This window comes from Xanthomonas sp. LMG 12459, from assembly GCF_009192905.1.
In the GTDB taxonomy this organism is placed as follows: domain Bacteria; phylum Pseudomonadota; class Gammaproteobacteria; order Xanthomonadales; family Xanthomonadaceae; genus Xanthomonas_A; species Xanthomonas_A sontii.
Map to the genome: position 1 here is coordinate 1 of NZ_NSGT01000066.1, position 26,316 is coordinate 26,316.

Below are 26,316 nucleotides of genomic sequence, written 5' to 3' on the forward strand. Positions count from 1 at the left end.
CGTCGGCCTGCTGCTGGCCAAGTTCCTGCGCCGCAGCGGCGAGATCGGCGTGCGTCGCGCGCTCGGCGCCTCGCGCGGGGCGATCTTCGCGCAATGCCTGGTGGAGGCCGGCGCCATCGGCCTGGCCGGCGGCGTGGCCGGCCTGGGACTGGCCACGCTCGGTCTGTGGGCCGTGCGCCAGCAGCCGGCCAGCTACGCCAAGCTGGCGCACCTGGACCCGAGCATGCTGGCGCTGACCTTCGCCATGGCGGTGGGCGCCAGCCTGCTCGCCGGCCTGCTGCCGTCGTGGCGCGCCATCCAGGTGGCCCCCGCTCTGCAGCTCAAGTCCTGATCCTGCGCGCCCTGCGCCTTCCACGCATTCTCACAAGGTCATCGCCATGGATATCCGCCCCATCCTGTCCACCTTGCGCCGGCACAAGACCGCCGCCGCGCTGATCGTGCTGGAGATCGCCTTGGCCTGCGCGATCGTGTGCAACGCGCTGTTCCTGATCGGCAACCGCATCGAGACCCTGCACCGGCCCAGCGGCATCGCCGAGTCGGAACTGGTGACGATCTCGCTGGGCGGCATCGGCCAGCAGGTCAACGCCGCTGCGCGCACCCGCGAGGACCTGGCCGCGTTGCGCGCCGTACCCGGGGTGCGCAACGCCACCCTGCTCAACCAGGTGCCGTTCGTGCACTACTCCTGGAACACCAGCCTGTCGCTGACCCCGGACCAGGAGCGACCCACCCTGAACGCGGCGCAGTACATGGCCGAGGAGGGCACGCTGAAGACCCTGGGCCTGAAGCTGGTGGCCGGTCGCGATTTCGCGCCCGACGAGTACATGGATCTGGAAGCGGCGCAGACCGACAAGCGGATCCAGGAGAAAGGCACCGCGATCATCCTCAACCGCGCCACCGCGGAAAAGATGTTCCCGGGGCAGAACGCGCTGGGCAAGACCGTGTACACCGGGCCGGTGGGCGCCCGCGTGGTCGGCATCGTCGAGACCCTGGCGCGGCCCACCGCCACCAGCGGCCTGGCCGAGATCGACTACGCGATGCTGCTGCCGTTTCGCCTGAGCTACACCGACGGCCTGTACGTGCTGCGCGTCACCGACCCGGCGCGGCGCCAGGAAGTGCTGAACGCGGCGACCGCGGCCTTGATGAAGGTCGACAGCAGCCGGCTGGTGCTCAAGCAGCAGACCTACAGCGAGATCCGCGACGCCTACTTCCAGGGCGACCGCGCGATGGTGTGGCTGCTCGGCGCGGTGTGCGTGGCGCTGCTGGTGGTCACCGCGCTGGGCATCGTCGGCCTGGCCAGCTTCTGGGTGCAGCAGCGCACCAAGCAGATCGGCATCCGCCGCGCGCTCGGCGCCACCCGCGGGCAGATCCTGCGCTACTTCCAGACCGAGAACTTCCTGCTGGCCAGCACCGGCATCGTGCTCGGCATGCTGCTGGCCTACGCCATCAACCAGTGGCTGATGGGCAAGTACGAATTGCCGCGGCTGCCGCTGTCCTACCTGCCGATCGGCGCGGTGGCGCTGTGGCTGCTCGGCCAGCTGGCGGTGTTCGCGCCGGCGCGCCGCGCCGCCGACGTGCCGCCGGCCGTGGCCACCCGCAGCACCTGATCCATCCCCTTGGCCGGCTCCGGCCGGCCTTTTTTCCATCGAGCGCGCCATGCCCCGCAACCATCGCCCACTGCCGTCCTCCGGTCTCCTGCGCCGCGCGCCTGCGTGGCCGCAACCATACCCGATCGGCCTGGCGGCGCCGGTGCGGCGCGGCCGTTGAACGTCGCCGCCATGGCACTGGGTCCGATGCTCTCGACGCTGTCCCGGCACCGCACCGCGGCGACGCTGATCGTGCTGGAGATCGCGCTGGCCTGCGCGATCGTCTGCAACGCGCTGTTCCTGATCGGCAACCGCATCGCGACCCTGCGCAGCGCCAGCGGCGTCGCCGAAGCGGAACTGGTGACGATCGCCCTCGGCGGCATCGGCCGGCAGGTCGACGCGGCGGCACGCACCCGCGAAGACCTGGCCGCGTTGCGCGCGCTGCCCGGCGTGCGCAACGCCACCGTCGTCAACCAGATGCCGTTCGGGGACGCCGCCTGGAACGTCGGCCTGAATCTGACCCCCGCCCAGGAATGGCCCACGCTCAATGCCGCGCAGTACAAGGCCGAGGACGCCACGCTGCGCACGCTGGGCCTGCGCCTGATCGCCGGGCGCGATTTCCGCGCCGACGAATACCTGGACCTGGACGCCCTGCGCAACGACGAGCGCCTGCGCAACGCCGGCGGCGCGGTCATCCTCAACCGGGCGGCGGCGGAGAAGGTGTTTCCCGGACAGAACGCGCTGGGCAGGACCGTCTACCGCGGCACCGTGCCGGCGCAGGTGGTCGGCATCGTCGACGCCCTGGCCCGCCCCAACCCGGACCTGGTCGGCCCGGCGCAGGCGCCCTACGCATTGCTGATTCCGCTGCGCATGCCCTACACCGACGGGCTGTACGTGCTGCGCGTGCGCGACCCGGCGCAACGCCAGGCCGTGCTCGCCGCGGCGACCGCGGCGCTGATGCAGGTGGACAGCAGCCGGCTGGTGCTCGATCAGCAGACCTACAGCGAGATCCGCGACGCCTACTTCCAGGGCGACCGCACCATGGTGTGGCTGCTCGGCGCGGTGTGCGTGTTGCTGCTGGTGGTCACCGCGCTGGGCATCGTCGGCCTGGCCAGTTTCTGGGTGCAGCAGCGCACCCGGCAGATCGGCATCCGCCGCGCCCTCGGCGCCACCCGCAGCCAGATCCTGCGCGACTTCCAGGCCGAGAATTTCCTGCTGACCAGCGCCGGCATCGCGCTGGGCATGCTGCTGGCGTACGCGATCAACCAGTGGCTGATGGGCCGGTACGAACTGCCGCGGCTGCCGCTGTCCTACCTGCCGCTCGGCGCGGCGACGCTGTGGCTGCTCGGCCAGTGCGCGGTGCTCGCGCCGGCGCGGCGCGCGGCGGCGGTGCCGCCGGCCGTGGCCACCCGCAGCCTCTGATCCCGTCCTTCCATCGCCCGCCACCGCCCCCTTCTCCAGGACGCCACGATGTTCGGCTACTACTGCAAACTGGCGCTGCACAGCTTCGGTCGCAACCGCCTGCTGACCGCCCTGATGGTGCTGGCGATCGCGGTCGGCATTGGCGCATCGATGACCACGCTGACCGTGTTCCACGTGCTGGCGGCCGATCCCATTCCCGGCAAGAGCGGGCAGCTGTTCAACGTCGAACTCAACGTCGAACCGGACGACCGTTACGATCCGAACGACACCGACCCGCAGCAACTGACCCGCCGCGATGCCGAGGCGCTGCTGCGCGACCGGCGCGGCGACCGCCAGGCGATGATGTCGGCCGGCAGCGTGACGGTCGTGCCGGCGCAGCCGCAGCTGACCCCGTTCGGCGCCGAAGCGCGCTACACCAGCGCCGACTTCTTCCCGATGTTCGCCGTGCCGATGCGCTACGGCCACGCCTGGACCGCGGACGACGATGCCCGGCGCGCACGTGTCGCGGTGATCTCGCGGCGGCTCAATACCCAGCTGTTCGGCGACGTGGACAGTGTCGGCCGCCAGCTCCAGCTCGGCGATGCCGTGCTGCGGGTGGTCGGGGTGATCGACGTCTGGGACATGAACCCGCGCTTCTACGACCTGACCAACACCGAATATGGCGACAGCGAGGACGTGTTCGTGCCGTTCTCCACCGCGCGCGACCTGGACCTGGACGTCAGCGGCTCGATGTCCTGCTGGGGCGACCATGCCGGCAACAGGACCAGCGCGAACGCCCCCTGCGCCTGGATCCAGTACTGGGTGGAACTGGACAGCCCCGGCAAGCGCGCCGCCTACCTGGACGCGCTGCAGACCTATGCGCGGCAGCAGCGCGACGCGGGACGCTTCCGCCATCCGCCGGACATCCGCCTCAGCGACGTGATGACCTGGCTGGACCGCAACCACGCCGTGCCCTCCGACGTGCGTCTGCAGGTGGGGCTGGCACTGGCGTTCCTGGGCATCTGCCTGCTCAACACCGCCGGGCTGATGCTGGCCAAGTTCCTGCGCCACAGCGGCGAGATCGGCGTGCGCCGCGCGCTCGGCGCCTCGCGGCGGACGATCTTCGCCCAGCACCTGATCGAAGCGGCGGCGATCGGCCTGGCCGGCGGCGCCGGCGGCCTGCTGCTGGCCTGGATCGGCACCTGGCTGGTACGGCAGCAGCCGGCCGACTACGCCGCGCTGGCGCACCTGGACGGCCGCATGCTGCTGCTCGCCCTGGCGATGAGCCTGGGCAGCGCGCTGCTCGCCGGCCTGCTGCCGGCCTGGCAGGCGATGCGCGTGTCCACCGCCCTGCAGCTCAAGTCGCAATGACGCGCCGCGCGCGCCCTCTCCGCCAGGAACTCCCACCGTGTCCCTCCATCCCATCCTCTCCAGTCTGCGCAAGCACCGCGTCGCCGCCGGCCTGATCGTGCTGGAGATCGCCTTCAGTTGCGCCGTCGTCTGCAACGCGCTGTTCCTGATCGATCAGCGGCTCGAGCGCATGCAGCGGCCCAGCGGTGCTGCCGAGCAGGAACTGGTGCAACTGCGCAGCCGCAGCGTGGTCAGCGACGGCAATGGCGCAGCGCAGACCCGCGCCGACCTGGACGCGCTGCGCCGCATTCCGGGTGTGCGCGAGGCCAGCATTATCAACCAGCCGCTGTTCGGCGATTCGCTCGGCTACAGCGGCGTGTCGCTGCGCCCGGACCAGGAACGCAGCACCTTGCACGCGGTGCAGTACTTCGGCGACGCGCGGCTGCTCGATACCCTGGGGCTGCATCTGGTCGCAGGGCGCCGCTTCGCGGACGACGAGTTCATCGACGACGCGCAACTGCGCGATCCGGTGGCCAAGCGCATCCCGCCCTCGGTCATCCTCAGCCAGTCGCTGGCGCAACGCCTGTTCCCCGGCCAGAACGCGGTGGGCCGCACCATCTACGTCTACGGCGAACACCGCGTCGTCGGCGTGGTGCAACGCCTGGTGCAACCCCGCGAAGGAGGGAACGTCGGCCACTACGAGGACACGATGCTGTTCCCGGTGAACGTTCCCTACGATCGCGGCACCTACCTGCTGCGCGTGCGCGATCCGGCGCAGCGCGAGGCAGTGTTGCGACAAGCCAAGGCGACGCTGGCGCAACACGGTCCACGGCGCATGGTGAACGGCGCCCGGACCTTGCAGCAGGCACGCGCGGACTACTACCGCGACGACCAGGCGATGGCCTGGCTCCTGGTCGGCGTCTGCGTCCTGCTGCTGTTGGTCACCGCCCTGGGCATCGTCGGCCTGACCAGTTTCTGGGTGCAGCAGCGCACCAAGCAGATCGGCATCCGCCGCGCGCTCGGCGCTACCTGCACGCAAATCCTGCGGCATTTCCAGCTGGAGAACTTCCTGCTCGCCAGCGCCGGCATCGTGCTCGGCATGCTGCTGGCCTACGCCGCCAACCTGTACCTGATGAGCGCCTACGAACTGCCGCGGCTGCCGCTGTGGTACCTGCCGGTCGGCGCGGTGGTGCTGTGGCTGCTCGGCCAGCTCGCGGTGCTGCCGCCCGCACGCCGCGCCGCGGCGGTGCCGCCGGCGGTGGCCACGCGCAGTGTCTGAGCGAACGCGGCCACCGTCCAAACGAGGAGAGGCAGGATGCTGAACCATTATCTGCTGCTGGCCTGGCGCAGCCTGCGGCGCACGCCGATCGCCACCGCGCTGATGGTGCTGGCGATCGGCCTGGGCATCGGCGCGAGCATGACCATGCTGACGGTGCTGCACGTGATGTCGCGCGACCCGCTGCCGGACAGGAGCGCTGCGCTCTACACCCCGCATCTGGATCCATTGCCGAGCAGCTACCCGGACAACCAGGAGTGGGGCGATCCGGCCGACAACCTCACCTGGCCCGACGCCATGGCGCTGCTGCGCGCCGCACCCACGACGCCGCAGGCGGCGATGGCCGGCGGGCAGATCTTGCTGTGGCCGCCGCGTGCGACGCAAGCGCCGCTCGACCTGAGCGGCCGCTACACCAGCGCCGGATTCTTCGCCGTGTTCGGCATCCCCTTGCAGCGCGGCCACGGCTGGAGCGTGGCGGACGACCGGAGCCACGCCCGCGTCATCGTGCTGAGCCGCACCCTGGCCGACACCCTGTTCGGCGCGCGCGATCCGGTCGGCCAGCGGGTGGCGCTCGGGGAAAAGCGCATCGGCTTCGAGGTGATCGGCGTGACCGGCGATTGGGATCCGCAACCGCTGTTCTACGCCGACCCGGGCAGCAAGGGCAGTTTCGGGCAGCGCGACGATTTCTTCCTGCCCCTGTCGACCGCGATGGAACTGGCGCTGGACGTCAACAGCAACATCAGCAGTTGGAACAGCTTCAACGGCGACGACGCGGCGCGACGCAAGGATCCCTCGACCAGCTGGCTGCAGTTCTGGGTGCGCCTGGACACGCCGCAACAGGTCGCCGCCTACCAGCGCCTGCTCTACGACTACGCCGCGACACAGCACGCCAGCGGCCGCTTCCAGCGGCCGCCGGAGCGGGCGCGCCTGTATGCGTTGATGGACTGGCTGCACCATTTGCGGATGGTGCCCGACGATGTGCGCCTGCAGACGCTGCTGGCGCTGGGCTTCCTGTGGATCTGCCTGGTCAACGTGATCGCCTTGCTGCTGGCGAAATTCCTGCGTCGCGGTGGCGAGATCGGCGTGCGACGCGCGCTCGGTGCCCGCCGCGGCCACGTGTTCCTGCAGTTCGGCAGCGAGGCCGCGCTGATCGGATTGCTCGGTGGCGCCGTTGGCATCGCGATCGCCGAACTGGGTCTGTGGAGCGTGCGCCAGCGCCCGGACGACTACGCCAGGCTGGCGCGGATGGACCTGCAGATGCTGCTCGCCACCGTAGCACTGGCGGTGATCGCCGCCCTGCTGGCGGGCCTGCTGCCCGCCTGGCGGGCCAGCCGGATCAACCCCGCCCTGCAGATCAAGGACCTGACATGAATCTGCCGATCCGCCCCATCCTCTCCAGCCTGCAGCATCACCGCCTGACCGCCGCGCTGCTGGCCCTGCAGGTCGCACTGACCTGCGCCTTCGTCGCCAACGCCGTGTTCCTGATCGGTGGGCGCATCGAACGTCTGCGGGTCTCCAGCGGCTTGCCCGAGGAAGAACTGGCGCTGATCTCGGTTCGCGGCGTCCAGAGCGATGGCAATGCGCTGGCCCAGCAGCAATCCGATCTGCGGGCGTTGCGCAGCATTCCCGGTGTCGCCGCGGCCGCCGCGATCGGCTTCAGCCTGCCGCTGTCCGGCGGCGCCAACGACTATGGCGGTTGCCCCGACCGGCAGACGCTGGACCGCGCGATGGCGCGGCAGTCGATGGACGATACAGGGTGCATCCAGGCCACGTACTACAGCGGCTCGCCCGGTTTCGTGCAGGCCATGGGCGCCCACCTGATCGCCGGCCGCGACTTCCATGCCGACGAATATTCCACCGCCACACCGAGCGCCGTGATCGTCACCCGCGCGCTGGCGCGGCAACTGTGGCCAGGTCAACCTGCGGTCGGCAAAACGCTGTATGGCGTAGTCCAGGGCGCCGTCGTCGTCGGCGTCGTCGACGATCTGCTGCGCACGACGCTGCGCGGCGCAGCGGTCGACCATCTGGCCACGCTATCGCCGCAGTTGCCCGCGGGCAACCAGGTGCAGTACCTGTTGCGCAGCGCGCCGCAGGACCGCGAACGGATCCTGGCCGCGGCGGCCGACGCGCTGGCACAGGCAGGACCGCTGCGGCTGATTCCGGCCGAAGGGCGCCGCAGCTACGCCCAGCTGCGGCAGCGCTATTTCCAGCGCGATGCCACCATGATCGGGTTGCTGCTCGCGGCGACCACGGGCCTGTTGTTCGTGACCGCCCTGGGCATCGGCGGGCTGGCCAGTTTCTGGGTGCAGCAACGCACGCGCCAGATCGGCATCCGCCGCGCCATCGGCGCGACCCGTCGCGACATCCTGCGCCATTTCCAGACCGAAAACCTGCTGATCGTGAGCGCCGGCAGCGCCGTGGGCATGGTGCTGGCGTTGCTGCTCAATCAAGCGCTGTTGCAGCGCTACGACCTGCCACGCCTGCCGCTGGGCTACCTGCCGACCGTCGCTGCGGCGCTCCTGCTGCTCGGCCAGCTGGCGATCCTGGCGCCCGCACGTCGCGCCGCAGCGGTGCCGCCGGCGGTGGCCACGCGCAGTGTCTGAGGCGCCGATGCACGCAGGCACGACAATCTCCACGCAGACTGCGATGATGCCGACTGGTCCGTTTTTCTTCGACGGCGCGCCATCCCGCGCCCAAGGTGCACGATGCCCTGCCTGCTGATCATCGACGACAACCCTGCGGTCGCCACCGCGCTGGAAGTGCTGTTCTCCCTGCACGACATCGACACCGTCCATGCCGACAGCCCGCAGGCCGGCCTGCAGCGCCTGGGCGAGGGCGACATCGACCTGGTCCTGCAGGACATGAACTTCACCGCCGACACTACCTCCGGCGAGGAAGGCGTGGCCCTGTTCGAGGCGATCCGCACGCGCCATCCGGATCTGCCGGTGATCCTGCTGACCGCCTGGACCCAACTCAGCAGCGCGGTGGAACTGGTCAAGGCCGGCGCCGCCGACTACCTGGCCAAGCCCTGGGACGACCGCAAGCTGCTGACCACGGTCAACAACCTGCTGGAGCTGTCTGAGACACGACGCGAACTGGAACGCCGCCGCGACGGCGAGCGCCGCCATCGCCAGCAATTGGCGCAGCGCTACGACCTGTGCGGCGCGGTGTTCGCCGATCCCGCCAGCGAGCGCGCGATCGCGCTGGCCTGCCAGGTGGCGCGCTCGGAACTGCCGGTGCTGATCACCGGCCCCAACGGCAGCGGCAAGGAGAAGATCGCGCAGATCATCCAGGCCAACTCCTCGGTACGGCGCGGCCCGTTCGTGGCGCTCAATTGCGGCGCGATCCCGGCCGAACTGATCGAGGCCGAGCTGTTCGGCGCCGAGGCCGGCGCCTACACCGGCGCCAACAAGGTGCGCGAGGGCAAGTTCGAGGCCGCCGACGGCGGCACGCTGTTCCTGGACGAGATCGGCAACCTGTCGCTGGCCGGGCAGATGAAGCTGCTGCGGGTGCTGGAGACCGGCCGGTTCGAACGGCTCGGCTCCAACCGCGAGCGGCAGGTCAAGGTGCGGGTGATCAGCGCCACCAATGCCGACCTGACCGCGATGATCCGCGACGGCAGCTTCCGCGAGGACCTGTACTACCGGCTCAACGCGGTGGAACTGTCGCTGCCGGCGCTGGCCGAGCGCCCCGGCGACATCGTGCCGCTGGCCGAACACTTCCTCTCCGGCGACAAGCCGCTGTCGGCCGGCGCCTGCCAGGCGCTGCAGCGCCACGCCTGGCCCGGCAACGTGCGCGAACTGCGCAACGTGGTGCAGCGCGCCGAACTGCTGGCCGGCGGCGCGCAGATCGAGGCCGCCGACCTCAACCTGCCCAAGCCCGCCGCGCCGCGCACGGCCGCCGCTGCCGAACCCGACCGCGAGCGCATCGTGGCCGAGCTGAGCCGTGCGCACGGCGTCATCGCCCAGGCCGCCGCCGAACTGGGCATGAGCCGGCAGGCGCTGTACCGGCGCATGGACCGCTACGGCATCCCGCGCGAATGAAACTGCGCCGCTCCTTCACCGTCATGCTGTTCCTGCGCCTGCTGCCGGTGCTGGCGCTGGCCGCCGCCCTGCCGTGGCTGCTGGCCTACTGGATGGACCGCGGCTGGGAAGTGGTCACGGCCTCGGCGCTGACCCTGCTGCTGTTGATGTGGTGGACGCTGCGCCGCGCCACCGCGCCGATGCGCTCGCTGTTCCGCGCCCTGGCCGGCACCGTCAGCAGCTACCGCGACGGCGAATACAACTTCGGCGTGCACTGGCGCGGCGACGACGAACTGGGCGAGATGGTCGCCGCGCACGCGCAACTGGGCGAGATCCTGCGCGAACAGCGCCAGGGCCTGGCGCAGCGCGAGCTGATGCTCGACACCATGGTGCAGAACACCCCGGTGGCGATGCTGCTCACCTCCAAGGGCGGCGACGGCCTGCGCCGCGTGGTGTTCTCCAACCTGGCCGCGCGCAAGCTGCTGCACAGCGGCTGGAAGCTGGAAGGACAGCGCCTGGACGACCTGCTGCTGGGCGTGCCGGCGCCGCTGCGCGAGGCGATCTCTCGCGGTGGCGACAGCCTGTTCGCCATCGAAGGCAGCGACGAGGACCCGGAGGAGGAGCAGATCTACCACCTGTCGCAGCGCCGCTTCCATCTCAACGGCCGCCCGCACGAACTGCTGTTGATCCGCCTGCTCACCGCCGAACTGCGCCGCCAGGAAGTGCACACCTGGAAGAAGGTGATCCGGGTGATCAGCCACGAGCTCAACAACTCGCTGGCGCCGATCGCCTCGCTGGCGCACTCCGGCGCCGAGCTGGTGCGGCGGCAGAAGGTGGAGCGGCTGGAAGAGGTGTTCGGCACCATCGAGGAACGCGCGCGGCACCTGGAAGGCTTCATCCGCGGCTACGCGCGCTTCGCCAAGCTGCCGCAGCCGCAACTGCAGACGGTGCACTGGGCGCAGTTCCTGGCCGGGCTGCAGCAGCAGATTCCGTTCGCGCTGGACCTGGAATCGCCGGACCTGCACAGCCGGGTCGATCCGGCGCAACTGCAGCAGGCCCTGCTCAACCTGGTCAAGAACGCCCACGAATCCCTGCCCGAGGGGCAGACGCCGGCCGATGGCGTGCGCGTGCGCGTGTCCACCCGCCCGGACTGGCTGCGCCTGGAAGTACTGGACCGCGGCAGCGGCATGAACGAGGCGGTGTTGCACAACGCGTTGATGCCGTTCTACTCGACCAAGCGCAACGGCACCGGCCTGGGCCTGGCCCTGACCCGCGAGATCGTCGAAGCCCACGGCGGCCGCCTGTCGCTGCACAACCGCGACGAAGGCGGACTGTGCGTGACGGTGCAGTTGCCACAGGGGGAGCGGGGCTGATTTTTTTCGGGATTGGGGATTGGGGATTGAGCGCCGGGACCCGGGACCCGAAGAGCATGAGCGCACCTAGCCAAGCCGTGACCGTCGCGCTACGTTCCGCTCAAGCAAAAGCGCTGCGGTTCAGCGGCGCGCACCCAGGACACGTCGGGCGCAGTGGCTCAGTAGATCGCCATGTGGTCGATCACGGCGCGATCGACGTCGGCGCAGCCCTTGACCACGATCTCGACATTGGCCTTGCTGGTGAACGCAGCCAGGGCGAGCGAATACAGTTCCTTGAAGTGGGGCGTCGCTTCGTCGCGGTAGACCTCATAGAACACACCGCCGCATTGCTGCGGAATATCGCTATCGGCGACGACGAGGGTGAATCGATTGGATTCCGAATATAACTTGCTGACCTTTGCATGCACGCGCTCAAACGCCGGCGCCTGAAAACTCAGCAGCGTCAGCACTGACGCCACGACAAGTCGCTTCATGATCTCCCCTGGATTGGACCGTCGCGGCATCATTGCCGCGCTTCCATCTGTATACAGTATCAGCGCTACCCCGGCAGCATCGACGACCCGGCCGCGAGGCTCAGCGCGATGGCAGCGGACAACGCATCGCCACCCGCAGGTGCATCGGGAAACCGAGTGCGGCTTCCTGTCGCCAAGTCGCGCGCAACTGCGGACCCCACTGCGTAGGCGACATCTCGACGAAGCCTTCGCTGGCGTAGAACGTCGCATTCCACGGCACGTCGCGCAAGGTGGTCAGCAGCATGCATTGAAAACCAGCAGCTGCCGCGGCGGCGCGCGCATGCCGCAGCAGCGCACGACCGTGGCCGCGGCGCCCGTAGCACGGATCCACGTCCATCTGCTGCACGTGGAAGCCGTCGTCCAGGCGCCCGCCGAGCAGATAGCCGACGCAACGTTCGTCCTCGTCCAGCGCCACCCATAACTGCTCGCGCGCCAATCCGGCACGTAGGGCGTGCGTCTCCAACGCGTGCGCCGCGAACACGGCCTGCGCCGGATGCCCTTGCAGCAGGGCACCGGCGCGCCGTTCGATCTCCGGCAACCGCGCCAACTCCTGCTCGCGCGCCAGACGGATGCGCCCGGCCATGCCTCAGTCGCGCTTGCCCGGGCGTTTCCAGCCTTCGACGGTTTCCTGGCGTACGCGTGCCACGCTCAGCTTGCCGGCCGGCGCGCTGCGGGTGATCACCGAGCCGGCGCCGATGGTGGCGCCGTCGCCGATCTCCAGCGGCGCCACCAGCGCGCTGTTGGAGCCGACGAACACGCCATCGCCGATCACCGTCTGCGACTTGTTGACGCCGTCGTAGTTGCAGGTGATCACCCCGGCACCGACGTTGACGCCGCTGCCGATGGTCGCGTCGCCGAGGTAGGTCAGGTGATTGGCTTTGCTGCCGACGCCGAGCACCGCCTTCTTGGTCTCGACGAAGTTGCCGATGTGCACGCCATCGGCCAGTACCGTGCCCGGGCGCAGCCGCGCGAACGGGCCGATCTGCACCGCGCCCTCGGCGACCACGCCTTCCAGGTCGCAATGCGCACGCACCTCGGTACCCGGCCCCAGCACCACGTCCTTCAAGCGCACGAACGGGCCGATGCTGACGCCGTCGCCCAATTCCACCTCGCCTTCCAGGATCACGTTGGCGTCGATGCGCACATCATGGCCGGCGCGCACGCGGCCGCGCTGGTCCAGGCGGTTCGGGTCGATCAGTTGCACGCCCTGCTCGCACAGCGCACGCGCCGCACGCAGTTGCCAGGCGCGTTCCAGTTGCGCCAGCTGCCACGGATCGTTGGCGCCCTCGGCCTCGATCGGGTCGGCCACCAGCACCATCTCGGCCGGGGTGAACTCGGCGGCAGCGGCGGCGAACACGTCGGTCAGGTAGTACTCGCCCTGCGCGTTGTCGTTGCGCAACTGCGCCAGCCAGCGCTTCAGCGCGGTGGACTCGGCGGTGACGATGCCGGTGTTGATGGTGCGGATGCGCCGCTGCTCGTCGTCGGCGTCCTTCTGCTCGACGATCGCCGCGACCTTGCCGGCGGCATCGCGCACGATGCGGCCGTAGCCGGTGGGATCCTCCGGCTCGGCCACCAGCACTGCGACGCGACCGGGCGCATGCAGCAGGCGGGTCAGGGTCTCGGCGCGGATCAGCGGCACGTCGCCGTACAGCACCAGCACCGTAGCGGCATCGGGCACGGCCGCCATCGCCTGCTGCACCGCGTGGCCGGTGCCCAGCTGTTGCGCCTGCTCGGCCCACAGCAGGTCCGGCTGGTCGGCGAACGCCGCCAGCACCGCCTCGCCGCCGTGGCCATGGACGATGTGGATCGCGTCCGGCTGCAGGTGGCGCGCGGTCTCGATCACATGCGCCAGCATCGGCCGGCCGGCGATCGGCTGCAGCACCTTGGGCTTGGCCGACTTCATCCGCTTGCCCGCGCCGGCGGCGAGGATCACGACGTGCAGGGGCAGACTCATGGGGCGGTTCCGTTGCGGGTGGACGACGAATTCTAGAGGCTGCCGGCCATGCCTGCCGTCACGACCGCGCCACACGCGGCGGGCTGCACATCGGCGCCGCAGGCGCTAGCATGCGCGATCGTCTTCTCCTGCGGATGTTCATGGGTCTCCTGCGCCAGGGCAGCCAGTTCCTGCTGATCGGCCTGCTGCAATTGCTGATCGACTGGAGCGTGTTCGTCGCCGCCACCGCGGCCGGCATGCCGACGGTCCCGGGCAACGTGCTGGGCCGCGTCTGCGGCGCCCTGCTCGGGTTCTGGCTCAACGGCCGCATCACCTTCGCCAGCGACGACGCCGCACGCCTGGGCTGGCGCCGCTTCGGCCGCTTCATGGCCATGTGGCTGGTGCTTACCGCGCTCAGCACCTGGCTGGTGGCGCTGTGCGCCCACGCCCTGGGCCTGCGCCTGGCCTGGCTGGCCAAGCCGCTGGTCGAGGGCATGCTGGCGGTGGTGTCGTTCTTCCTGGGACGGCAGTTGGTGTATCGCTAGCGCTGGCGAGCACGGCAGGCAGGCGGCACCGCTGCGCGCGATCGGCGCCGGCTGTCGGGGCTGAAGCCCCTCCCACAAAAGACCTAACGTATGCCGGGAGCATCCATGTGGGAGCGACTTCAGTCGCGACGAGCGAAGCCTAGACGGCCAGCGCGGATCGGGCCTGCAGAGCGCCAAATCGGCTTCAGCGCCCCGTTGGGCGCAGGCAACGCGCCATCGGCCCCGCTACCGACGACTCAGCGGCAGAAATCGCCCAGGCTGCGCACCAGTGCCGTGCGGTGCAACTGGTCCAGCTGCCAGCGCAGCGCATAGGCCTCGGCCGCGCGCGCGGTCGTGGCCGGGCAGTCCGGGGCCTGGCGCACCGCCGCGCTGGCCTGCAACGCGTCCAGCATCTCGCCCTGCAGCTGGTCCAGGCGCGCGCGCAGTGCGGTCAGGTCCGGGCGCGGGCTGTTGGGCGCGCGGCCGCGCAGGTGCCAGCGCGACAGCAGTTCGTACTGCACCAGCTTGTTGGATTCGATCTGCATGCCGAAGAAACGCGCCGCATCGTCCGGATCCACGCCGTGGGCCGGCGCCTGATCGCGCACGCTGGCCAGCACCGCGGCCTCGCGCGTGGCATCCAGCACCGGCTTGCCGCTGTCCCACTTGCTCAGCGCCACCTGGTCGCCGATCGCATTGCGCTCGACGATGCGATCCAGCAGCGGCTCCAGTGGGGTGGCACTGCGTGCGGGCAATGCGCATCCCATCAACAGGGCGCCGGCCAGCACGGCGGTCAGCGCATGCATGCAGGGACGAGGAACGGCAGCGGACAGGCTCATCTCGGTTCTCCGGTAACCGTCTGCGGGTGGGGGATGAACCGCAGATCGGGCGGCCATCTTGCCGCAGTCCACCGACCGCACGATGACCGCACCCGCGTCTTGTCGCATGCCAGCGCGGCCGAGTCAGCGACCAGCAAGCCAGCGCCGTGCGCTGCGTCGCAGTCCAGCTCCATCTCGGGCTACGCCGCAGGAATGCGATCTTCGCGGCGATCCAATGCGCCTGCGCGTCACAAAGAGCGGCAAGCCGGATCCGCGAGGTGATCCCCCACATGCACGCAGAGGTGGCGTGCGAAGGAGACCCCCATCTCCCAGACACGACAACGCCGGCAAACGCCGGCGTTGTCGCATGCGGCCATCAGGCCGCGGGGCGGTGAACTCAGTGCTTGAGGTTCTTGCGCAGGCGCTCCAGCGCCTGCAACTGCGCGGTGACCTCGGCCAGCTTGGCCTGTGCCTCGGCCACGTCCATGCCTTCGCCGCGGTTGGCGAGCAGGCGCTCGGCTTCTTCCTTGGCCTTGCGCACCGACGCCTCGTCGATGTCCTGCGCGCGGATCGCGGTGTCGGCCAGGATCGTCACCACCTGCGGCTGCACCTCGAGGATGCCGCCGGAAATGGCGAAATCCAGCTGCTCGCCGCTCGGGGTGGTCACCACCACCTTGCCGGGCTTGAGCCGGGTGATCAACGGCGCGTGCTTGGGCGCGATGCCCAGCTCGCCCAGCTCGCCGGTCGCGACCACCAGGGTGGCGTCGCCGTGGTAGATCTCATGCTCGGCGCTGACGATGTCGCAACGGATGGTGCTCATGGTGCCTCACTGGGTGAGGCGGGAATCGGGAATCGGGAATCGGGAATGGGGAGAAGCAGTCTGCCTTCTCTCAACCAGTACGCGATGCATCAGATTCCAGTTGTCCCGCCTTGACGATTCTCTATTCCCGATTCCCCATTCCCGGATGCCGGCCGCCTGCGGCCGGCGTCCAGATCAGGCCTTCTCGGCCATTTTCTTGGCCTTCTCGACCGCTTCCTCGATGCCGCCGACCATGTAGAAGGCCTGCTCCGGCAGGTGGTCGTATTCGCCGTCGACGATGGCCTTGAAGCCGCGGATGGTGTCCTTCAGCGACACGTACTTGCCCGGCGAGCCGGTGAACACTTCGGCCACGTGGAACGGCTGGCTGAAGAAGCGCTCGATCTTGCGCGCGCGCGACACGGCCTGCTTGTCCTCTTCGGACAGTTCGTCCATGCCCAGGATCGCGATGATGTCCTTCAGTTCCTTGTACTTCTGCAAGGTGGACTGCACGCGGCGGGCGGTGTCGTAGTGCTCGTGGCCGATCACGTTCGGGTCCAGCTGGCGGCTGGTCGAATCGAGCGGATCCACCGCCGGGTAGATACCCAGCGAAGCGATGTTACGCGACAGCACGACGGTGGCGTCGAGGTGGGCGAAGGTGGTCGCCGGCGACGGGTCGGTCAGGTCGTCCGCTGGCACGTACACGGCCTGGATCGAGGTGATCGAGCCGGACTTGGTCGAGGTGATGCGCTCCTGCAGCACGCCCATTTCCTCGGCCAGGGTCGGCTGGTAGCCCACCGCCGACGGCATGCGGCCCAGCAGCGCCGACACTTCGGTACCGGCCAGGGTGTAACGGTAGATGTTGTCGACGAACAGCAGCACGTCCTTGCCCTTGCCCGAGGCGTCCTTCTCGTCGCGGAAGTACTCGGCCATGGTCAGGCCGGTCAGCGCGACGCGCAGGCGGTTGCCCGGCGGCTCGTTCATCTGGCCGTACACCATCGCCACCTTGTCCAGGACGTTGGAGTCCTTCATCTCGTGGTAGAAGTCGTTGCCCTCGCGGGTACGCTCGCCCACGCCGGCGAACACGGACAGACCCGAGTGCGCCTTGGCGATGTTGTTGATCAGTTCCATCATGTTGACGGTCTTGCCGACGCCGGCGCCGCCGAACAGGCCGACCTTGCCGCCCTTGGCGAACGGGCACATCAGGTCGATGACCTTGATGCCGGTCTCCAGCAGCTCGGTGGCCGAGGACTGGTCTTCGTAGGTCGGCGCCGCGCGGTGGATTTCCCAATGGTCGGTGGCCTGCACGTCGCCGGCCTCGTCGATCGGACGACCCAGCACGTCCATGATGCGGCCCAGCGTGCCGGCGCCGACCGGCACCGAGATCGCACGGCCGGTGTTGGTGGCGACCAGGTTGCGCTTGAGGCCGTCGGTGGAGCCGAGGGCGATCGTACGCACGACGCCGTCGCCCAACTGCTGCTGCACTTCCAGCGTGATGGCGGTGCCGTCGACCTTCAGTGCGTCGTACACCTTCGGCACATCGGCACGCGCGAATTCGACGTCGACGACCGCGCCGATGATCTGAACGATCTTGCCCTGACTCATTTGGATAACTCCACTAATGTCTATGCGAATCTGGTGTCGGGAATGGGGAACGGGGAATCGGGAATGGGAAGATCAAGCGCTGCTGCTTCGACCATTCCCGTTTCTCCATTCCCCATTCCCGGCTACACAGCGGCTGCGCCGCCGACGATTTCGGAAATTTCCTGGGTGATCGCAGCCTGACGCGCCTTGTTGTAGACCAACTGCAAGGTGCTGATCAGCTTGCTGGCGTTGTCGCTGGCCGCCTTCATCGCGACCATGCGCGCCGCATGCTCGGACGCCACGTTCTCCAGCACCGCCTGGTACACCAGCGACTCGATGTAGCGCGTCATCACGTGCTCGAGCACGCTCGCGGCATCGGGTTCGTACAGGTAGTCCCAGTCGTGGTGCGCGACCTGGCTCTCGGCCGCCGGCAGCGGCAGCAACTGGTCGAAGCTGGCCTTCTGCGTCATCGTGTTGACGAAGCGGTTGTAGACCAGATACACGCGGTCCAGCTTGCCTTCGGTGAACGCGTCCAGCATCACCTTGATCACGCCGATCAACTGCTCCAGCTGCGGCAGGTCGCCGAGGTGGCTGACGCTGCCGACCATGTCCACCTTGATCCGGCGGAAGAACACCGAGGCCTTCTGGCCGATGGTGACCACGTCCACGCCCGCGCCCTGGTCCTGCCACTGGCGCACTTCGCCCAGCATCTTGCGGAACAGGTTGTTGTTCAGGCCGCCGGCCAGGCCGCGATCGGAGGAGATCACGATGTAGCCGACGCGCTTGACCGACTCGCGCTGCACCAGGAACGGATGCGTGTAATCGGTGCTGGCCTGCGCCAGATGCCCGATCACCTGCTTCATCGCCTGCGCGTACGGACGCGAGGTCTTCATCCGATCCTGCGCCTTGCGGATCTTGGAGGCCGAGACCATCTCGAGCGCGCGCGTCACCTTGCGGGTGTTCTGCACGCTCTTGATCTTGGATTTGATTTCGCGTCCGCCTGCCATGCTCTCGCTCGCTTTGCTCGCTTCGTGGGAATGGGGAATGGAGAATCGGGAATGGGCAAGCCCGGATCCCGCTCCTACGATTCCCTATTCTCTATTCCCGATTCCCGGCAACTGATTTACCAGCTGCCCGTGGTCTTGAACTCGCCGATGCCCTTCTTGAACGCGGCTTCGATGTCGCCGTTCCAGTCGCCGGTATCGTTGACCTTGGCGATCAGCTCGCCCTGGGTGTTGGCGAAGTGGGCGTGCAGGCCCTCTTCGAACGCCAGCAGCTTGTTGACCGGCACGTCGTCGAGGTAGCCCTCGTTGACCGCGTAGATCGACAGCGCCTGGTTGGCGATGGACATCGGCATGTATTGCTTCTGCTTCATCAGCTCGGTGACGCGCTGGCCGCGCTCGAGCTGCTTGCGGGTGGCTTCGTCCAGGTCCGAGGCGAACTGCGCGAACGCCGCCAGCTCGCGGTACTGCGCCAGCGAGATGCGGATGCCGCCGGAGAGCTTCTTGATGATCTTGGTCTGCGCGGCGCCGCCGACGCGCGAGACCGAGATACCGGCGTTCACCGCCGGGCGGATGCCGGCGTTGAACAGGTCGGTTTCCAGGAAGATCTGGCCGTCGGTGATCGAGATCACGTTGGTCGGCACGAACGCGGACACGTCGCCGGCCTGGGTCTCGATGATCGGCAGCGCGGTCAGCGAACCGGTCTTGCCCTTGACCTCGCCCTTGGTGAACTGCTCCACGTACTCCTCGGACACGCGCGCGGCGCGCTCCAGCAGGCGGCTGTGCAGGTAGAACACGTCGCCCGGGTAGGCTTCGCGGCCCGGCGGGCGCTTCAGCAGCAGCGAGATCTGGCGGTAGGCCACGGCCTGCTTGGACAGATCGTCGTACACGATCAGCGCGTCTTCGCCGCGGTCCATGAAGTACTCGCCCATGGTGCAGCCGGCGTAGGCGCTGATGTACTGCATCGCCGCCGATTCGGAAGCGGTCGCGGCGACCACGATGGTGTGCGCCAGCGCGCCGTTCTCTTCCAGCTTGCGCACGATGTTGGCGACGGTCGAGGCCTTCTGCCCGATCGCCACGTACACGCACTTGATGCCGGTGTTCTTCTGGTTGATCACCGCGTCGATGGCCAGCGCGGTCTTGCCGGTCTGGCGGTCGCCGATGACCAGCTCGCGCTGGCCGCGGCCGATCGGGATCATGGCGTCGACCGACTTGTAGCCGGTCTGCACCGGCTGGTCGACCGACTTGCGCCAGATCACGCCCGGCGCCACGCGCTCCACCGGCGCGGTCTGGCTGGTGCCCAGCGGGCCCTTGCCGTCGATCGGCTCGCCCAGCGCGTTGACCACGCGGCCCAGCAATTCCTTGCCGACCGGCACTTCCAGGATGCGGCCGGTGGTCTTGGCCACGTCGCCTTCGCGCAGGTTCTCGTAGTCGCCGAGCACCACGGCGCCGACCGAGTCGCGCTCCAGGTTCAGCGCCAGGGCGTAGGTGTCGTTCGGCAGTTCGATCATTTCGCCCTGCATCACGTCGGCCAGGCCGAAGATGCGCACGATGCCGTCGGACACGCTGGTGACCGTGCCTTCGTTGCGCGACTCCGCGGCCAGCTTGACCTGCTCGATGCGGTTCTTGATCAGTTCGCTGATTTCGGAGGGGTTGAGCGTGGTTGCCATCTTGGTTTCCTTCGGATCGTCCATCGCGCAGCGGCGGATGGCGACGTGTGGTTAGCTTCTTTGAGAATCGGGAATGGGGAATCGGGAATCGCGGGTGGCGTCGCCGCCGGGCCGGGTTCTCTCCTCTCTATTCGCCATTCCCGTTTCTTAGTGGGCCAGTGCGGATTGCAGACGCGACAGCTTGCCTTTCAACGAACCGTCGATGACCACGTCGCCGGCGTCGATCACCGCGCCGCCGATCAGCGAAGCGTCCACCGCCGTGGTGATCTCGACCTCGCGGCCGAAGCGCTGCTTCAGCGCCACCTTCAGCGAGGCCACCTCGGCATCGCTCAGCGCCGTCGCGGAGGTCACGTTGGCCTGCACCACGCGCTCGGCCTCGGCCCGCAGCTGGTCGTACAGCCCGGCGATCTCCGGCAGCAGCGGCAGCCGCTGGCCTTCGGCCAGCAGGCTCAGGAAGCGCTGGTACTGCTCGTCGGCCGCCTCCGGCGCCAGCAGCGACACCGCCTGCTCCCGCTGCAGCAGCGGGTTGTGCAGCAGCGCGGCCACGCGCGGGTCGGCGGCGACCTGGGCGGAGAACGCCAGCGCCTGCGACCAGGGCGCGAGCTTGCCGGCGTCGCTGGCCGCGGCGAACGCGGCGCGAGCGTAGGGACGCGCCAGTGTGAGGGCCTGGCTCATCTCAGATCTCCGCCGCCAGCTCGTCGAGCAGCGCCTTGTGGGCGTTGGCGTCGATTTCGCGCTTGAGCAGCTTCTCGGCGCCGCTCACCGCCAGCAGCGACACCTGGCGACGCAGGTCTTCGCGCGCGCGGTTGGCCGCGGCGTCGATCTCGGCCTGGGCCAGTTCCTTCTGCCTGGTGGCTTCGACGATCGCCTCGTGCTTGGCCGCCTCGACGATCTGGTTGGCGCGCGCATGGGCCTGATCGATGATCTCGTTGGCCTTGATGCGGGCATCCTTCAACGCTTCGTTGACCTTTTCCTGCGCCTGCGCCAGATCCTTCTGGCTGCGATCGGCGGCGGCCAGGCCTTCGGCGATCTTCTGTTGGCGCTCTTCGATGGCCTGCATCAGCGGCGGCCAGATCTTGGTCGCGACGATCCAGATCAGACCGGCGAACGCCAGCGCCTGGGCAAAGAGGGTGAGACCGATATTCATGGGGTACGCTCAGCCAATGGTGACGGGGTGGACGCGCCGCCAGCACGGCGACGCGTCCGAACCTTCATCCGTAGCGGCGGCCGCCGATGGCGACCGCACGCCGGTACGACGGGATCAACCGCCCTGCGGCAGACGCGCGACGAACTCGCCGATCATCGGGTTGGCGAACGCGAACAGCAGGCCGACCGCGACGCTGATGATGAACGCGGCGTCGATCAGGCCGGCGGTGATGAACATGCGGACCTGCAGCACCGGGATCAGTTCCGGCTGGCGCGCGGCCGATTCCAGGAACTTGCCGGCCATGATGGCCAGACCGAGGCCGGCGCCCAGCGCGGCCAGGCCGATCATGATGCCGACGGCGAGGACGGTGGAGCTCTGGACTTGGGCGAGGTTGGTCAGGACGGCGAAGTACATGGTTTTCTCCAGGAACAAAGTTGCTTGAGGATGGTGAATCGAACGAAGGGTTGCTTAGAACGCGTGAAACAGAAACGTCAGTGGCTGTCTTCCGCCAGGCTCAGGTACACGATGGACAGCATCATGAAAATGAACGCCTGCAGCGGAATCACCAGCAGGTGGAACAGCATCCAGCCGAAGCCGAACGCGCCGCCGGCCAGCGCACCGAGGATGCCGGCACCGCCCAGCACCCAGATCAGCAGGAACACGATCTCGCCGCCGAACATGTTGCCGAACAGTCGCATCGCCAGCGACACCGGCTTGCTCAGCCATTCGACGATATTGAGGATCAGGTTGAACGGCAGCATCCACTTGCCGAACGGCGCGGTGAGGAATTCCTTGGTCATCCCGCCCACGCCCTTGGAGCGCAGCGAGAAGAACAGCATCAGGAAGAACACGCTGATCGACATGCCCAGGGTGGCATTGACGTCGGCGGTGGGCACCGGCTTCCACGCATGCACACCAAGCAGTTCCAGCGGCTTGGCGATGAAGTCCGCCGGGATCATCTTGATGAGGTTCATCATCAGGATCCAGAAGAACAGGGTGATCGCGATCGGGGTCACCAGCTTGCTGGTGCCGTGGTAGGTGTCCTTGGCCTGGCGGTCGACGAACTCCAGCAGGATCTCCACGAACGCCTGCCACTTGCCGGGCACGCCGGCGGTGGCCTTGCGCGTGGCCAGCCAGAAGCCGAACACCATCAGCAGGCCCATCAGCAGCGACATCACCAGGGTGTCGACGTGCAACTGCCAGAACCCGCCTTCCTGCACCTGGAAAGTGAGGTTCTTGAGGTGGTGCTGGATGTAGGAGGTAGGGGTTAGTGCCTCGCCCGCCATGAGTCCTGAGCCTTTTCTTGATTCGATCAACGCCTGGCCAGAGCCAGAACCTGGAACATCAGCCCGACGGCGATACCCGCCAACAGGGCCAGAGGAGGCAACCGCCACCAGGCAAAGCCCAGCGCCAGCACCGCGAACACCAACACCCACTTCAGCACCATGGCCACGATCAACCGCGCCAGCGCCGAACCCGCCGCCTGCACGCCGCCATTGAGCGCGGTGCGTGCGGCCAGCCATCCCCCTGCCACGGTCGCCAGCCCGGTTGCGGCGGCGCCCATCGCGTATTTCGGTCCCAGCAGCAGGAACAGCAGGGACACCACGGCCACCGCCACCAGCGGGTAAATCGCTGCGCGCAGCATCAGCCGCCGACCCGCATCAACGGAGTTCAGCACAGAAAATCCTGCAATTGGTGGTGGATTGAGGACGTCTTCGCGTCCGTCGAGCCGCGGAATTATAGCAATGGGACAATTTGCGAGACAACCGCCAGGGGTCCTGGCCGCGTCCGAATGCCCATCCGCCCGTAGACGATAACACGGCCACCGCCCGCCGCCTGCGCCGAATGCGGCGTTGCAGCACGCCTTTGCGGAGGAACTTTCTGTCCACTGCGCTGTCTGATCGGACAGGGACTGCGCCCATCCTCGTCGGCCCACAGCGCAGACCCACCGAGCCCCGGTCCTCCCGGGGCTCTTTTCGTTGCGCGTTCTGGGACGGGCGTGGCGGCCCGGGCCACCATACTTTCACGAATGGTGGACGCAAATTTAAGGATAGTGACGGCACGCGGTGGCCCAGCCATCGACGCCTCATCAAAAAAATCCCAAGACGACGGAGCTTGTCCCCCATGAAACACTTGCTTGCCCTGGCGCTGCCGTGCGCGCTCGCCGCCGCTTACGCCCTGCCCGCCCACGCCGAAGACGGCGACGACCGCTTCACCCTGCGCCTGGGCGCGATGAACGTCGACAACAACAACACCCTGCGCGGCAACACCGTCATCAACGGCAATGCCATCTCCGGGTCGCAGGACTTCAAGCTGGGCGGCAAAGAGTGGGAGCCGCGCGTGGACGGCGTGTTCCGCATCAGCACCCGCCAGCGCCTGATCTTCGACTACTTCAAGTACGACAAGGACCGCCGCGAGGAGCTGGGCCAGGACGTCAGCTATGGCGGCGTCACCGTGCCGTCGGGCAGCTTCGTCAAGGGCCAACTGAAATATCAGGTCGCCAGCCTGGTGTACGACTACTCGGTGATCGATACGCCGCAGTTCAGCATGGGCCTGCAGCTCGGTGCCGAGTGGGCCAAGGTCAACGGCAAGGCCTATGCCGACCTGGGCCCGCTGTACACCGGCACCTTCGTCGACGAAAGCGACGACGGCGCCGCGCCGGTGGTCGGCCTGCGCTTCACCGCGCACCCGAACGAACACTGGCTGTTCAATGTGCAGGGGCAGTACGTCAACACCAAGTGGGGCGATTTCAAGAAATACGACGGCGACCTGAGCCGCGCCAACGCCATCGCCGAGTATCGCTTCACCCGCAACTTCGGCATCTTTGCCGGCTACGACTGGTTCAAGCTCGACGTGGACCGCAAGGGCGGCAACGCCGCGATCGGCCTGAAGCAGGAGTTCAAGGGTCCGGTCGCGGGCGTGACCTTCGCGTTCTGATCTTTCGGGACCCGGAACCCGGGACCCGCGAGCGGTTCCATGCAGAACCCCGCAGCGATGCGGGGTTTTGTCGTTCAACGGGGTGCGCGGCAGATCGCAGAGGCGGTGGCAGCGACTGCGGCAGCCGACACAGGCTCACGGCGGCTTGGTCGCTCCCGCCACCAGCAGATGCTGGTGCGTCGTGCAGTAGCACTCGTCGTGCCAGCCGTAGTGCGGATCGGTGCAGATCGCATGCCGCACCGTCGCCGGCAACGCCGCCACGTCGCTGCGCAGGTCGCGCTTCAGCGACACGAAGACCGAGCCAGGATGCGGCCAGTCGGTCCGGCGCGGCGGCTCGGCGATGCGGTTGCCGCTGGCCAGTTCGCGCTGCAGCAGCGCCTGCAGTTCGGGACATAGGGTGCCCTGCCCCACGGCGACCTCCATGCGTGGATTCACCACGGCCGCGACCGCACCGCACGCAGCGGCACGGTCGCGCCGGGCGGCGTCACTTCTTCTTCGGGATGTACAGGTCGGTGATGGTGCCGTCGTAGACCTCGGCGCTCATGCCGACCGATTCGCTCAGGGTCGGATGCGCGTGGATGGTGTGGCCGATGTCCTCGGCCTCCGCGCCCATCTCGATCGCCAGGCCGATCTCGGCCAGCAGGTCGCCGGCGTGCACGCCGACGATCGCGCCGCCGATGATGCGGTGCGTCTCCTCGTCGAAGATCAGCTTGGTGAAGCCCTCGGTGCGGCCGATGCCGATCGCGCGGCCGCTGGCCGCCCACGGGAACTTGGCCACGCCGACCTTCAGCCCCTTGGCCTTGGCCTCGGTCTCGGTGACGCCGACCCAGGCGATTTCCGGGTTGGTGTAGGCCACCGACGGGATCACCCGCGCCACCCACTCCTTCTTCTCGCCGGCGGCCACTTCCGCGGCCAGCTTGCCCTCGTGGGTGGCCTTGTGCGCCAGCATCGGGTTACCGACGATGTCGCCGATGGCGAAGATATGCGGCACGTTGGTGCGCATCTGCCGGTCGACCGGGATGAAACCGCGCTCGGTGACGTTGATGCCGGCCTTGTCGGCGCCGATCTTCTTGCCGTTGGGCGCGCGACCCACCGCGACCAGCACGCGGTCGTAGGTGGTGGCGGCCAGCGCCGGGGTCTCGCCCGCGGTGGCGGCTTCGAAGGTCACGGTGATGCCCTTCTTATCGGCCTTGACCTCGGCCGCCTTGGTCTTGAGATGGACCTCCACGCCCTGCTTCTTCAAGCGGTCGGCCAGCGGCTTGACCAGGTCCTTGTCCGCGCCCGGCATCAGCTGGTCCATGAACTCGACCACGGTGACCTTGCTGCCCAGCGCGCTGTACACGGTGGCCATTTCCAGGCCGATGATGCCGCCGCCGACCACCAGCAGGGTCTTGGGGATCTCCTGCAGTTCCAGCGCGTCGGTGGAGTCCATCACCCGCTTGTCGTCCCACGGGAAATTCGGCAGCTTCACCGCCTGCGAGCCGGCGGCGACGATGCAGTGCTCGAAACGCAGCAGCTGGGTCTTGCCGTCGGCGCCGACGATCTCCAGCTCGTTCGGCGACACGAACGACGCCACGCCGGTGACGGTGCGCACCTTGCGCTGCTTGGCCATGCTGGCCAGGCCGCCGGTGAGCTTGCCGACCACCTTCTCCTTGTACTCGCGCAGCTTGTCCAGGGTGATCTTGGGCTTGCCGAAGTCCACGCCGAAGTCGCCGGCATGGGCGACCTCGTCGATCACCGCGGCCGCGTGCAGCAGCGCCTTGGACGGGATGCAGCCGACATTGAGGCAGACGCCGCCGAGGCTGGCGTAGCGCTCGATCAGCACCGTGTCCAGGCCCAGATCGGCGGCGCGGAACGCGGCGGTGTAGCCGCCGGGACCGGCGCCGAGCACCACCATCTTGCATTCGATGTCGGCGGGCTTGCCGCTGGACAGTGCCGGCTTGGGCGCCGGCGGCTCGGCCGGCGCGCGGTGCGACGGCGCCACCGGCGGCTTGCTGGCCGGCACCTCGGCCGGGGCCGCGACGGGCGCCGCAGCGGCGCCGTCGGCGGTCTCCAGCAGCGCGATCACCGCGCCCTCGGACAGGGTGTCGCCGAGCTTGACCTTCAGTTCCTTGATCACGCCGGCAGCCGCGGACGGCACTTCCAGCGTGGCCTTGTCCGACTCCAGCGTCACCAGGCCCTGGTCCTTCTTCACCGTGTCGCCGACGGCGACCAGCACCTCGATGACCGGAACGTCGCTGTAGTCGCCGATATCCGGGACCTTGACCTCAATGACCGCCATGCAGCTTCTCCTGTGGCCCATCGCCGCGGCGGTGGGCGTTTGCAGTTCGTCGGCGCGACCGCGCAAACAGGCGGCGCGCGCAGGTGGGGGAAAACCGGCACCGCGACGGAC

General features: G+C 68.3%; 26 protein-coding genes. 11 read left to right on the forward strand and 15 right to left on the reverse strand.

The annotated features are described in order from the left end of the window. From CEK65_RS14470 to CEK65_RS14510, 9 genes are all read left to right on the forward strand, one after another. Positions 1 to 331: FtsX-like permease family protein (locus tag CEK65_RS14470; protein WP_152182174.1), on the forward strand; the 331-nt coding region annotated here is incomplete at its 5' end. Positions 332 to 377: 46 nt separating this feature from the next. After that, positions 378 to 1,604 carry an FtsX-like permease family protein gene (locus CEK65_RS14475; RefSeq protein ID WP_152182175.1) on the forward strand — a complete coding sequence of 409 codons (1,227 nt, stop codon included), beginning with the start codon at positions 378 to 380 and terminating at the stop codon, positions 1,602 to 1,604. Between the two features lie 171 nt (positions 1,605 to 1,775). Next, on the forward strand, positions 1,776 to 3,005 hold the full coding sequence (locus CEK65_RS14480) for an FtsX-like permease family protein (protein ID WP_152182176.1): 1,230 nt from the start codon (positions 1,776 to 1,778) through the stop codon (positions 3,003 to 3,005). Positions 3,006 to 3,053: 48 nt separating this feature from the next. After that, positions 3,054 to 4,355, forward strand: a complete 1,302-nt coding sequence (locus tag CEK65_RS14485; RefSeq protein WP_152182177.1) for an ABC transporter permease — start codon at positions 3,054 to 3,056, stop codon at positions 4,353 to 4,355. Between the two features lie 37 nt (positions 4,356 to 4,392). Beyond that, positions 4,393 to 5,613 carry an FtsX-like permease family protein gene (locus CEK65_RS14490; RefSeq protein WP_152182178.1) on the forward strand — a complete coding sequence of 407 codons (1,221 nt, stop codon included), beginning with the start codon at positions 4,393 to 4,395 and terminating at the stop codon, positions 5,611 to 5,613. Positions 5,614 to 5,649: 36 nt separating this feature from the next. Continuing rightward, on the forward strand, positions 5,650 to 6,981 hold the full coding sequence (locus CEK65_RS14495) for an ABC transporter permease (protein ID WP_152182179.1): 1,332 nt from the start codon (positions 5,650 to 5,652) through the stop codon (positions 6,979 to 6,981). Continuing rightward, on the forward strand, positions 6,978 to 8,213 hold the full coding sequence (locus tag CEK65_RS14500) for an FtsX-like permease family protein (protein ID WP_152182180.1): 1,236 nt from the start codon (positions 6,978 to 6,980) through the stop codon (positions 8,211 to 8,213). The genes CEK65_RS14495 and CEK65_RS14500 overlap by 4 nt, the downstream gene beginning before the upstream one ends. A 102-nt stretch (positions 8,214 to 8,315) precedes the next feature. After that, positions 8,316 to 9,653 (forward strand): sigma-54 dependent transcriptional regulator, encoded by a 1,338-nt coding sequence (locus CEK65_RS14505; protein WP_152182181.1) that lies wholly within the window; start codon positions 8,316 to 8,318, stop codon positions 9,651 to 9,653. Continuing rightward, complete coding sequence (locus CEK65_RS14510; protein ID WP_017910302.1) at positions 9,650 to 11,005, forward strand: HAMP domain-containing sensor histidine kinase; 1,356 nt, start codon at positions 9,650 to 9,652, stop codon at positions 11,003 to 11,005. Before CEK65_RS14505 ends, CEK65_RS14510 begins: the two co-directional genes overlap by 4 nt. A gap of 158 nt (positions 11,006 to 11,163) precedes the next feature. On the opposite strand, the gene CEK65_RS14515 is transcribed toward CEK65_RS14510, so the two are convergent. The 3 genes from CEK65_RS14515 to glmU all read right to left on the reverse strand — a co-directional run bounded on the left by CEK65_RS14515 (position 11,164) and on the right by glmU (position 13,471). After that, the gene (locus tag CEK65_RS14515) at positions 11,164 to 11,478 is read right to left on the reverse strand and encodes a hypothetical protein (protein ID WP_153752204.1); all 315 of its coding nucleotides are present in this window, start codon (positions 11,476 to 11,478) and stop codon (positions 11,164 to 11,166) included. Positions 11,479 to 11,578: 100 nt separating this feature from the next. Beyond that, entirely contained in the window at positions 11,579 to 12,100 is a 522-nt protein-coding gene (locus tag CEK65_RS14520; RefSeq protein ID WP_152182182.1) for a GNAT family N-acetyltransferase, read from the reverse strand. Positions 12,101 to 12,103: 3 nt separating this feature from the next. Then, a complete protein-coding gene (glmU, locus tag CEK65_RS14525; protein ID WP_152182183.1) occupies positions 12,104 to 13,471 on the reverse strand; it encodes a bifunctional UDP-N-acetylglucosamine diphosphorylase/glucosamine-1-phosphate N-acetyltransferase GlmU in 1,368 nt (455 codons plus the stop codon). 140 nt (positions 13,472 to 13,611) lie between these two features. On the opposite strand from glmU, the gene CEK65_RS14530 reads away from it, so the two are divergent. After that, the gene (locus CEK65_RS14530) at positions 13,612 to 13,995 is read left to right on the forward strand and encodes a GtrA family protein (protein WP_026143775.1); all 384 of its coding nucleotides are present in this window, start codon (positions 13,612 to 13,614) and stop codon (positions 13,993 to 13,995) included. Positions 13,996 to 14,231: 236 nt separating this feature from the next. Here the strand turns inward: CEK65_RS14530 and CEK65_RS14535 are convergent, their stop codons facing one another. The 10 genes from CEK65_RS14535 to CEK65_RS14580 all read right to left on the reverse strand — a co-directional run bounded on the left by CEK65_RS14535 (position 14,232) and on the right by CEK65_RS14580 (position 22,665). Next, positions 14,232 to 14,777 carry a chorismate mutase gene (locus CEK65_RS14535; RefSeq protein WP_152182203.1) on the reverse strand — a complete coding sequence of 182 codons (546 nt, stop codon included), beginning with the start codon at positions 14,775 to 14,777 and terminating at the stop codon, positions 14,232 to 14,234. 409 nt (positions 14,778 to 15,186) lie between these two features. Further along, positions 15,187 to 15,609, reverse strand: coding sequence for a F0F1 ATP synthase subunit epsilon (locus CEK65_RS14540; RefSeq protein WP_019796279.1), 423 nt, complete (start codon positions 15,607 to 15,609; stop codon positions 15,187 to 15,189). A 174-nt stretch (positions 15,610 to 15,783) separates the two neighbouring features. Further along, a complete protein-coding gene (atpD, locus tag CEK65_RS14545; RefSeq protein ID WP_017910295.1) occupies positions 15,784 to 17,190 on the reverse strand; it encodes a F0F1 ATP synthase subunit beta in 1,407 nt (468 codons plus the stop codon). A 122-nt stretch (positions 17,191 to 17,312) separates the two neighbouring features. Further along, complete coding sequence (gene atpG / locus CEK65_RS14550) at positions 17,313 to 18,176, reverse strand: F0F1 ATP synthase subunit gamma (RefSeq protein ID WP_017910294.1); 864 nt, start codon at positions 18,174 to 18,176, stop codon at positions 17,313 to 17,315. A gap of 116 nt (positions 18,177 to 18,292) precedes the next feature. Further along, positions 18,293 to 19,840 carry a F0F1 ATP synthase subunit alpha gene (gene atpA, locus CEK65_RS14555; RefSeq protein ID WP_026143773.1) on the reverse strand — a complete coding sequence of 516 codons (1,548 nt, stop codon included), beginning with the start codon at positions 19,838 to 19,840 and terminating at the stop codon, positions 18,293 to 18,295. Between the two features lie 147 nt (positions 19,841 to 19,987). Next, a complete protein-coding gene (locus tag CEK65_RS14560) occupies positions 19,988 to 20,515 on the reverse strand; it encodes a F0F1 ATP synthase subunit delta (RefSeq protein WP_017910292.1) in 528 nt (175 codons plus the stop codon). Position 20,516: 1 nt separating this feature from the next. Next, positions 20,517 to 20,987: a F0F1 ATP synthase subunit B gene (locus tag CEK65_RS14565; protein ID WP_010340680.1), complete on the reverse strand. Its 471-nt coding sequence runs from the start codon at positions 20,985 to 20,987 to the stop codon at positions 20,517 to 20,519. Positions 20,988 to 21,101: 114 nt separating this feature from the next. Then, positions 21,102 to 21,401, reverse strand: a complete 300-nt coding sequence (atpE, locus tag CEK65_RS14570) for a F0F1 ATP synthase subunit C (protein WP_010340497.1) — start codon at positions 21,399 to 21,401, stop codon at positions 21,102 to 21,104. A 77-nt stretch (positions 21,402 to 21,478) separates the two neighbouring features. Further along, a complete protein-coding gene (atpB, locus tag CEK65_RS14575) occupies positions 21,479 to 22,273 on the reverse strand; it encodes a F0F1 ATP synthase subunit A (RefSeq protein ID WP_150411110.1) in 795 nt (264 codons plus the stop codon). 26 nt (positions 22,274 to 22,299) lie between these two features. After that, entirely contained in the window at positions 22,300 to 22,665 is a 366-nt protein-coding gene (locus CEK65_RS14580; RefSeq protein WP_026143249.1) for an ATP synthase subunit I, read from the reverse strand. A gap of 446 nt (positions 22,666 to 23,111) precedes the next feature. Between CEK65_RS14580 and CEK65_RS14585 the strand changes: the two genes are divergently transcribed. Continuing rightward, positions 23,112 to 23,924, forward strand: coding sequence for a hypothetical protein (locus CEK65_RS14585; RefSeq protein ID WP_017911696.1), 813 nt, complete (start codon positions 23,112 to 23,114; stop codon positions 23,922 to 23,924). A 135-nt stretch (positions 23,925 to 24,059) separates the two neighbouring features. On the opposite strand, the gene CEK65_RS14590 is transcribed toward CEK65_RS14585, so the two are convergent. Next, complete coding sequence (locus CEK65_RS14590) at positions 24,060 to 24,347, reverse strand: hypothetical protein (protein ID WP_152182184.1); 288 nt, start codon at positions 24,345 to 24,347, stop codon at positions 24,060 to 24,062. 61 nt (positions 24,348 to 24,408) lie between these two features. Further along, positions 24,409 to 26,205, reverse strand: coding sequence for a dihydrolipoyl dehydrogenase (lpdA, locus tag CEK65_RS14595; protein ID WP_152182185.1), 1,797 nt, complete (start codon positions 26,203 to 26,205; stop codon positions 24,409 to 24,411). Between the last annotated feature and the right edge of the window lie 111 nt (positions 26,206 to 26,316).

Coding starts and splice junctions, on each gene's coding strand:
- CEK65_RS14475 (WP_152182175.1), top strand. CDS start 378: ATGGATATCCGCCCCATCCTGTCCACCTTGCGCCGGCACAAGACCGCC.
- CEK65_RS14480 (WP_152182176.1), top strand. CDS start 1,776: ATGGCACTGGGTCCGATGCTCTCGACGCTGTCCCGGCACCGCACCGCG.
- CEK65_RS14485 (WP_152182177.1), top strand. CDS start 3,054: ATGTTCGGCTACTACTGCAAACTGGCGCTGCACAGCTTCGGTCGCAAC.
- CEK65_RS14495 (WP_152182179.1), top strand. CDS start 5,650: ATGCTGAACCATTATCTGCTGCTGGCCTGGCGCAGCCTGCGGCGCACG.
- CEK65_RS14500 (WP_152182180.1), top strand. CDS start 6,978: ATGAATCTGCCGATCCGCCCCATCCTCTCCAGCCTGCAGCATCACCGC.
- CEK65_RS14505 (WP_152182181.1), top strand. CDS start 8,316: ATGCCCTGCCTGCTGATCATCGACGACAACCCTGCGGTCGCCACCGCG.
- CEK65_RS14510 (WP_017910302.1), top strand. CDS start 9,650: ATGAAACTGCGCCGCTCCTTCACCGTCATGCTGTTCCTGCGCCTGCTG.
- CEK65_RS14515 (WP_153752204.1), bottom strand. CDS start 11,478: ATGAAGCGACTTGTCGTGGCGTCAGTGCTGACGCTGCTGAGTTTTCAG.
- CEK65_RS14520 (WP_152182182.1), bottom strand. CDS start 12,100: ATGGCCGGGCGCATCCGTCTGGCGCGCGAGCAGGAGTTGGCGCGGTTG.
- glmU (WP_152182183.1), bottom strand. CDS start 13,471: ATGAGTCTGCCCCTGCACGTCGTGATCCTCGCCGCCGGCGCGGGCAAG.
- CEK65_RS14530 (WP_026143775.1), top strand. CDS start 13,612: ATGGGTCTCCTGCGCCAGGGCAGCCAGTTCCTGCTGATCGGCCTGCTG.
- CEK65_RS14535 (WP_152182203.1), bottom strand. CDS start 14,777: ATGCATGCGCTGACCGCCGTGCTGGCCGGCGCCCTGTTGATGGGATGC.
- CEK65_RS14540 (WP_019796279.1), bottom strand. CDS start 15,609: ATGAGCACCATCCGTTGCGACATCGTCAGCGCCGAGCATGAGATCTAC.
- atpD (WP_017910295.1), bottom strand. CDS start 17,190: ATGAGTCAGGGCAAGATCGTTCAGATCATCGGCGCGGTCGTCGACGTC.
- atpG (WP_017910294.1), bottom strand. CDS start 18,176: ATGGCAGGCGGACGCGAAATCAAATCCAAGATCAAGAGCGTGCAGAAC.
- atpA (WP_026143773.1), bottom strand. CDS start 19,840: ATGGCAACCACGCTCAACCCCTCCGAAATCAGCGAACTGATCAAGAAC.
- CEK65_RS14560 (WP_017910292.1), bottom strand. CDS start 20,515: ATGAGCCAGGCCCTCACACTGGCGCGTCCCTACGCTCGCGCCGCGTTC.
- CEK65_RS14565 (WP_010340680.1), bottom strand. CDS start 20,987: ATGAATATCGGTCTCACCCTCTTTGCCCAGGCGCTGGCGTTCGCCGGT.
- atpE (WP_010340497.1), bottom strand. CDS start 21,401: ATGTACTTCGCCGTCCTGACCAACCTCGCCCAAGTCCAGAGCTCCACC.
- atpB (WP_150411110.1), bottom strand. CDS start 22,273: ATGGCGGGCGAGGCACTAACCCCTACCTCCTACATCCAGCACCACCTC.
- CEK65_RS14585 (WP_017911696.1), top strand. CDS start 23,112: ATGAAACACTTGCTTGCCCTGGCGCTGCCGTGCGCGCTCGCCGCCGCT.
- CEK65_RS14590 (WP_152182184.1), bottom strand. CDS start 24,347: ATGGAGGTCGCCGTGGGGCAGGGCACCCTATGTCCCGAACTGCAGGCG.
- lpdA (WP_152182185.1), bottom strand. CDS start 26,205: ATGGCGGTCATTGAGGTCAAGGTCCCGGATATCGGCGACTACAGCGAC.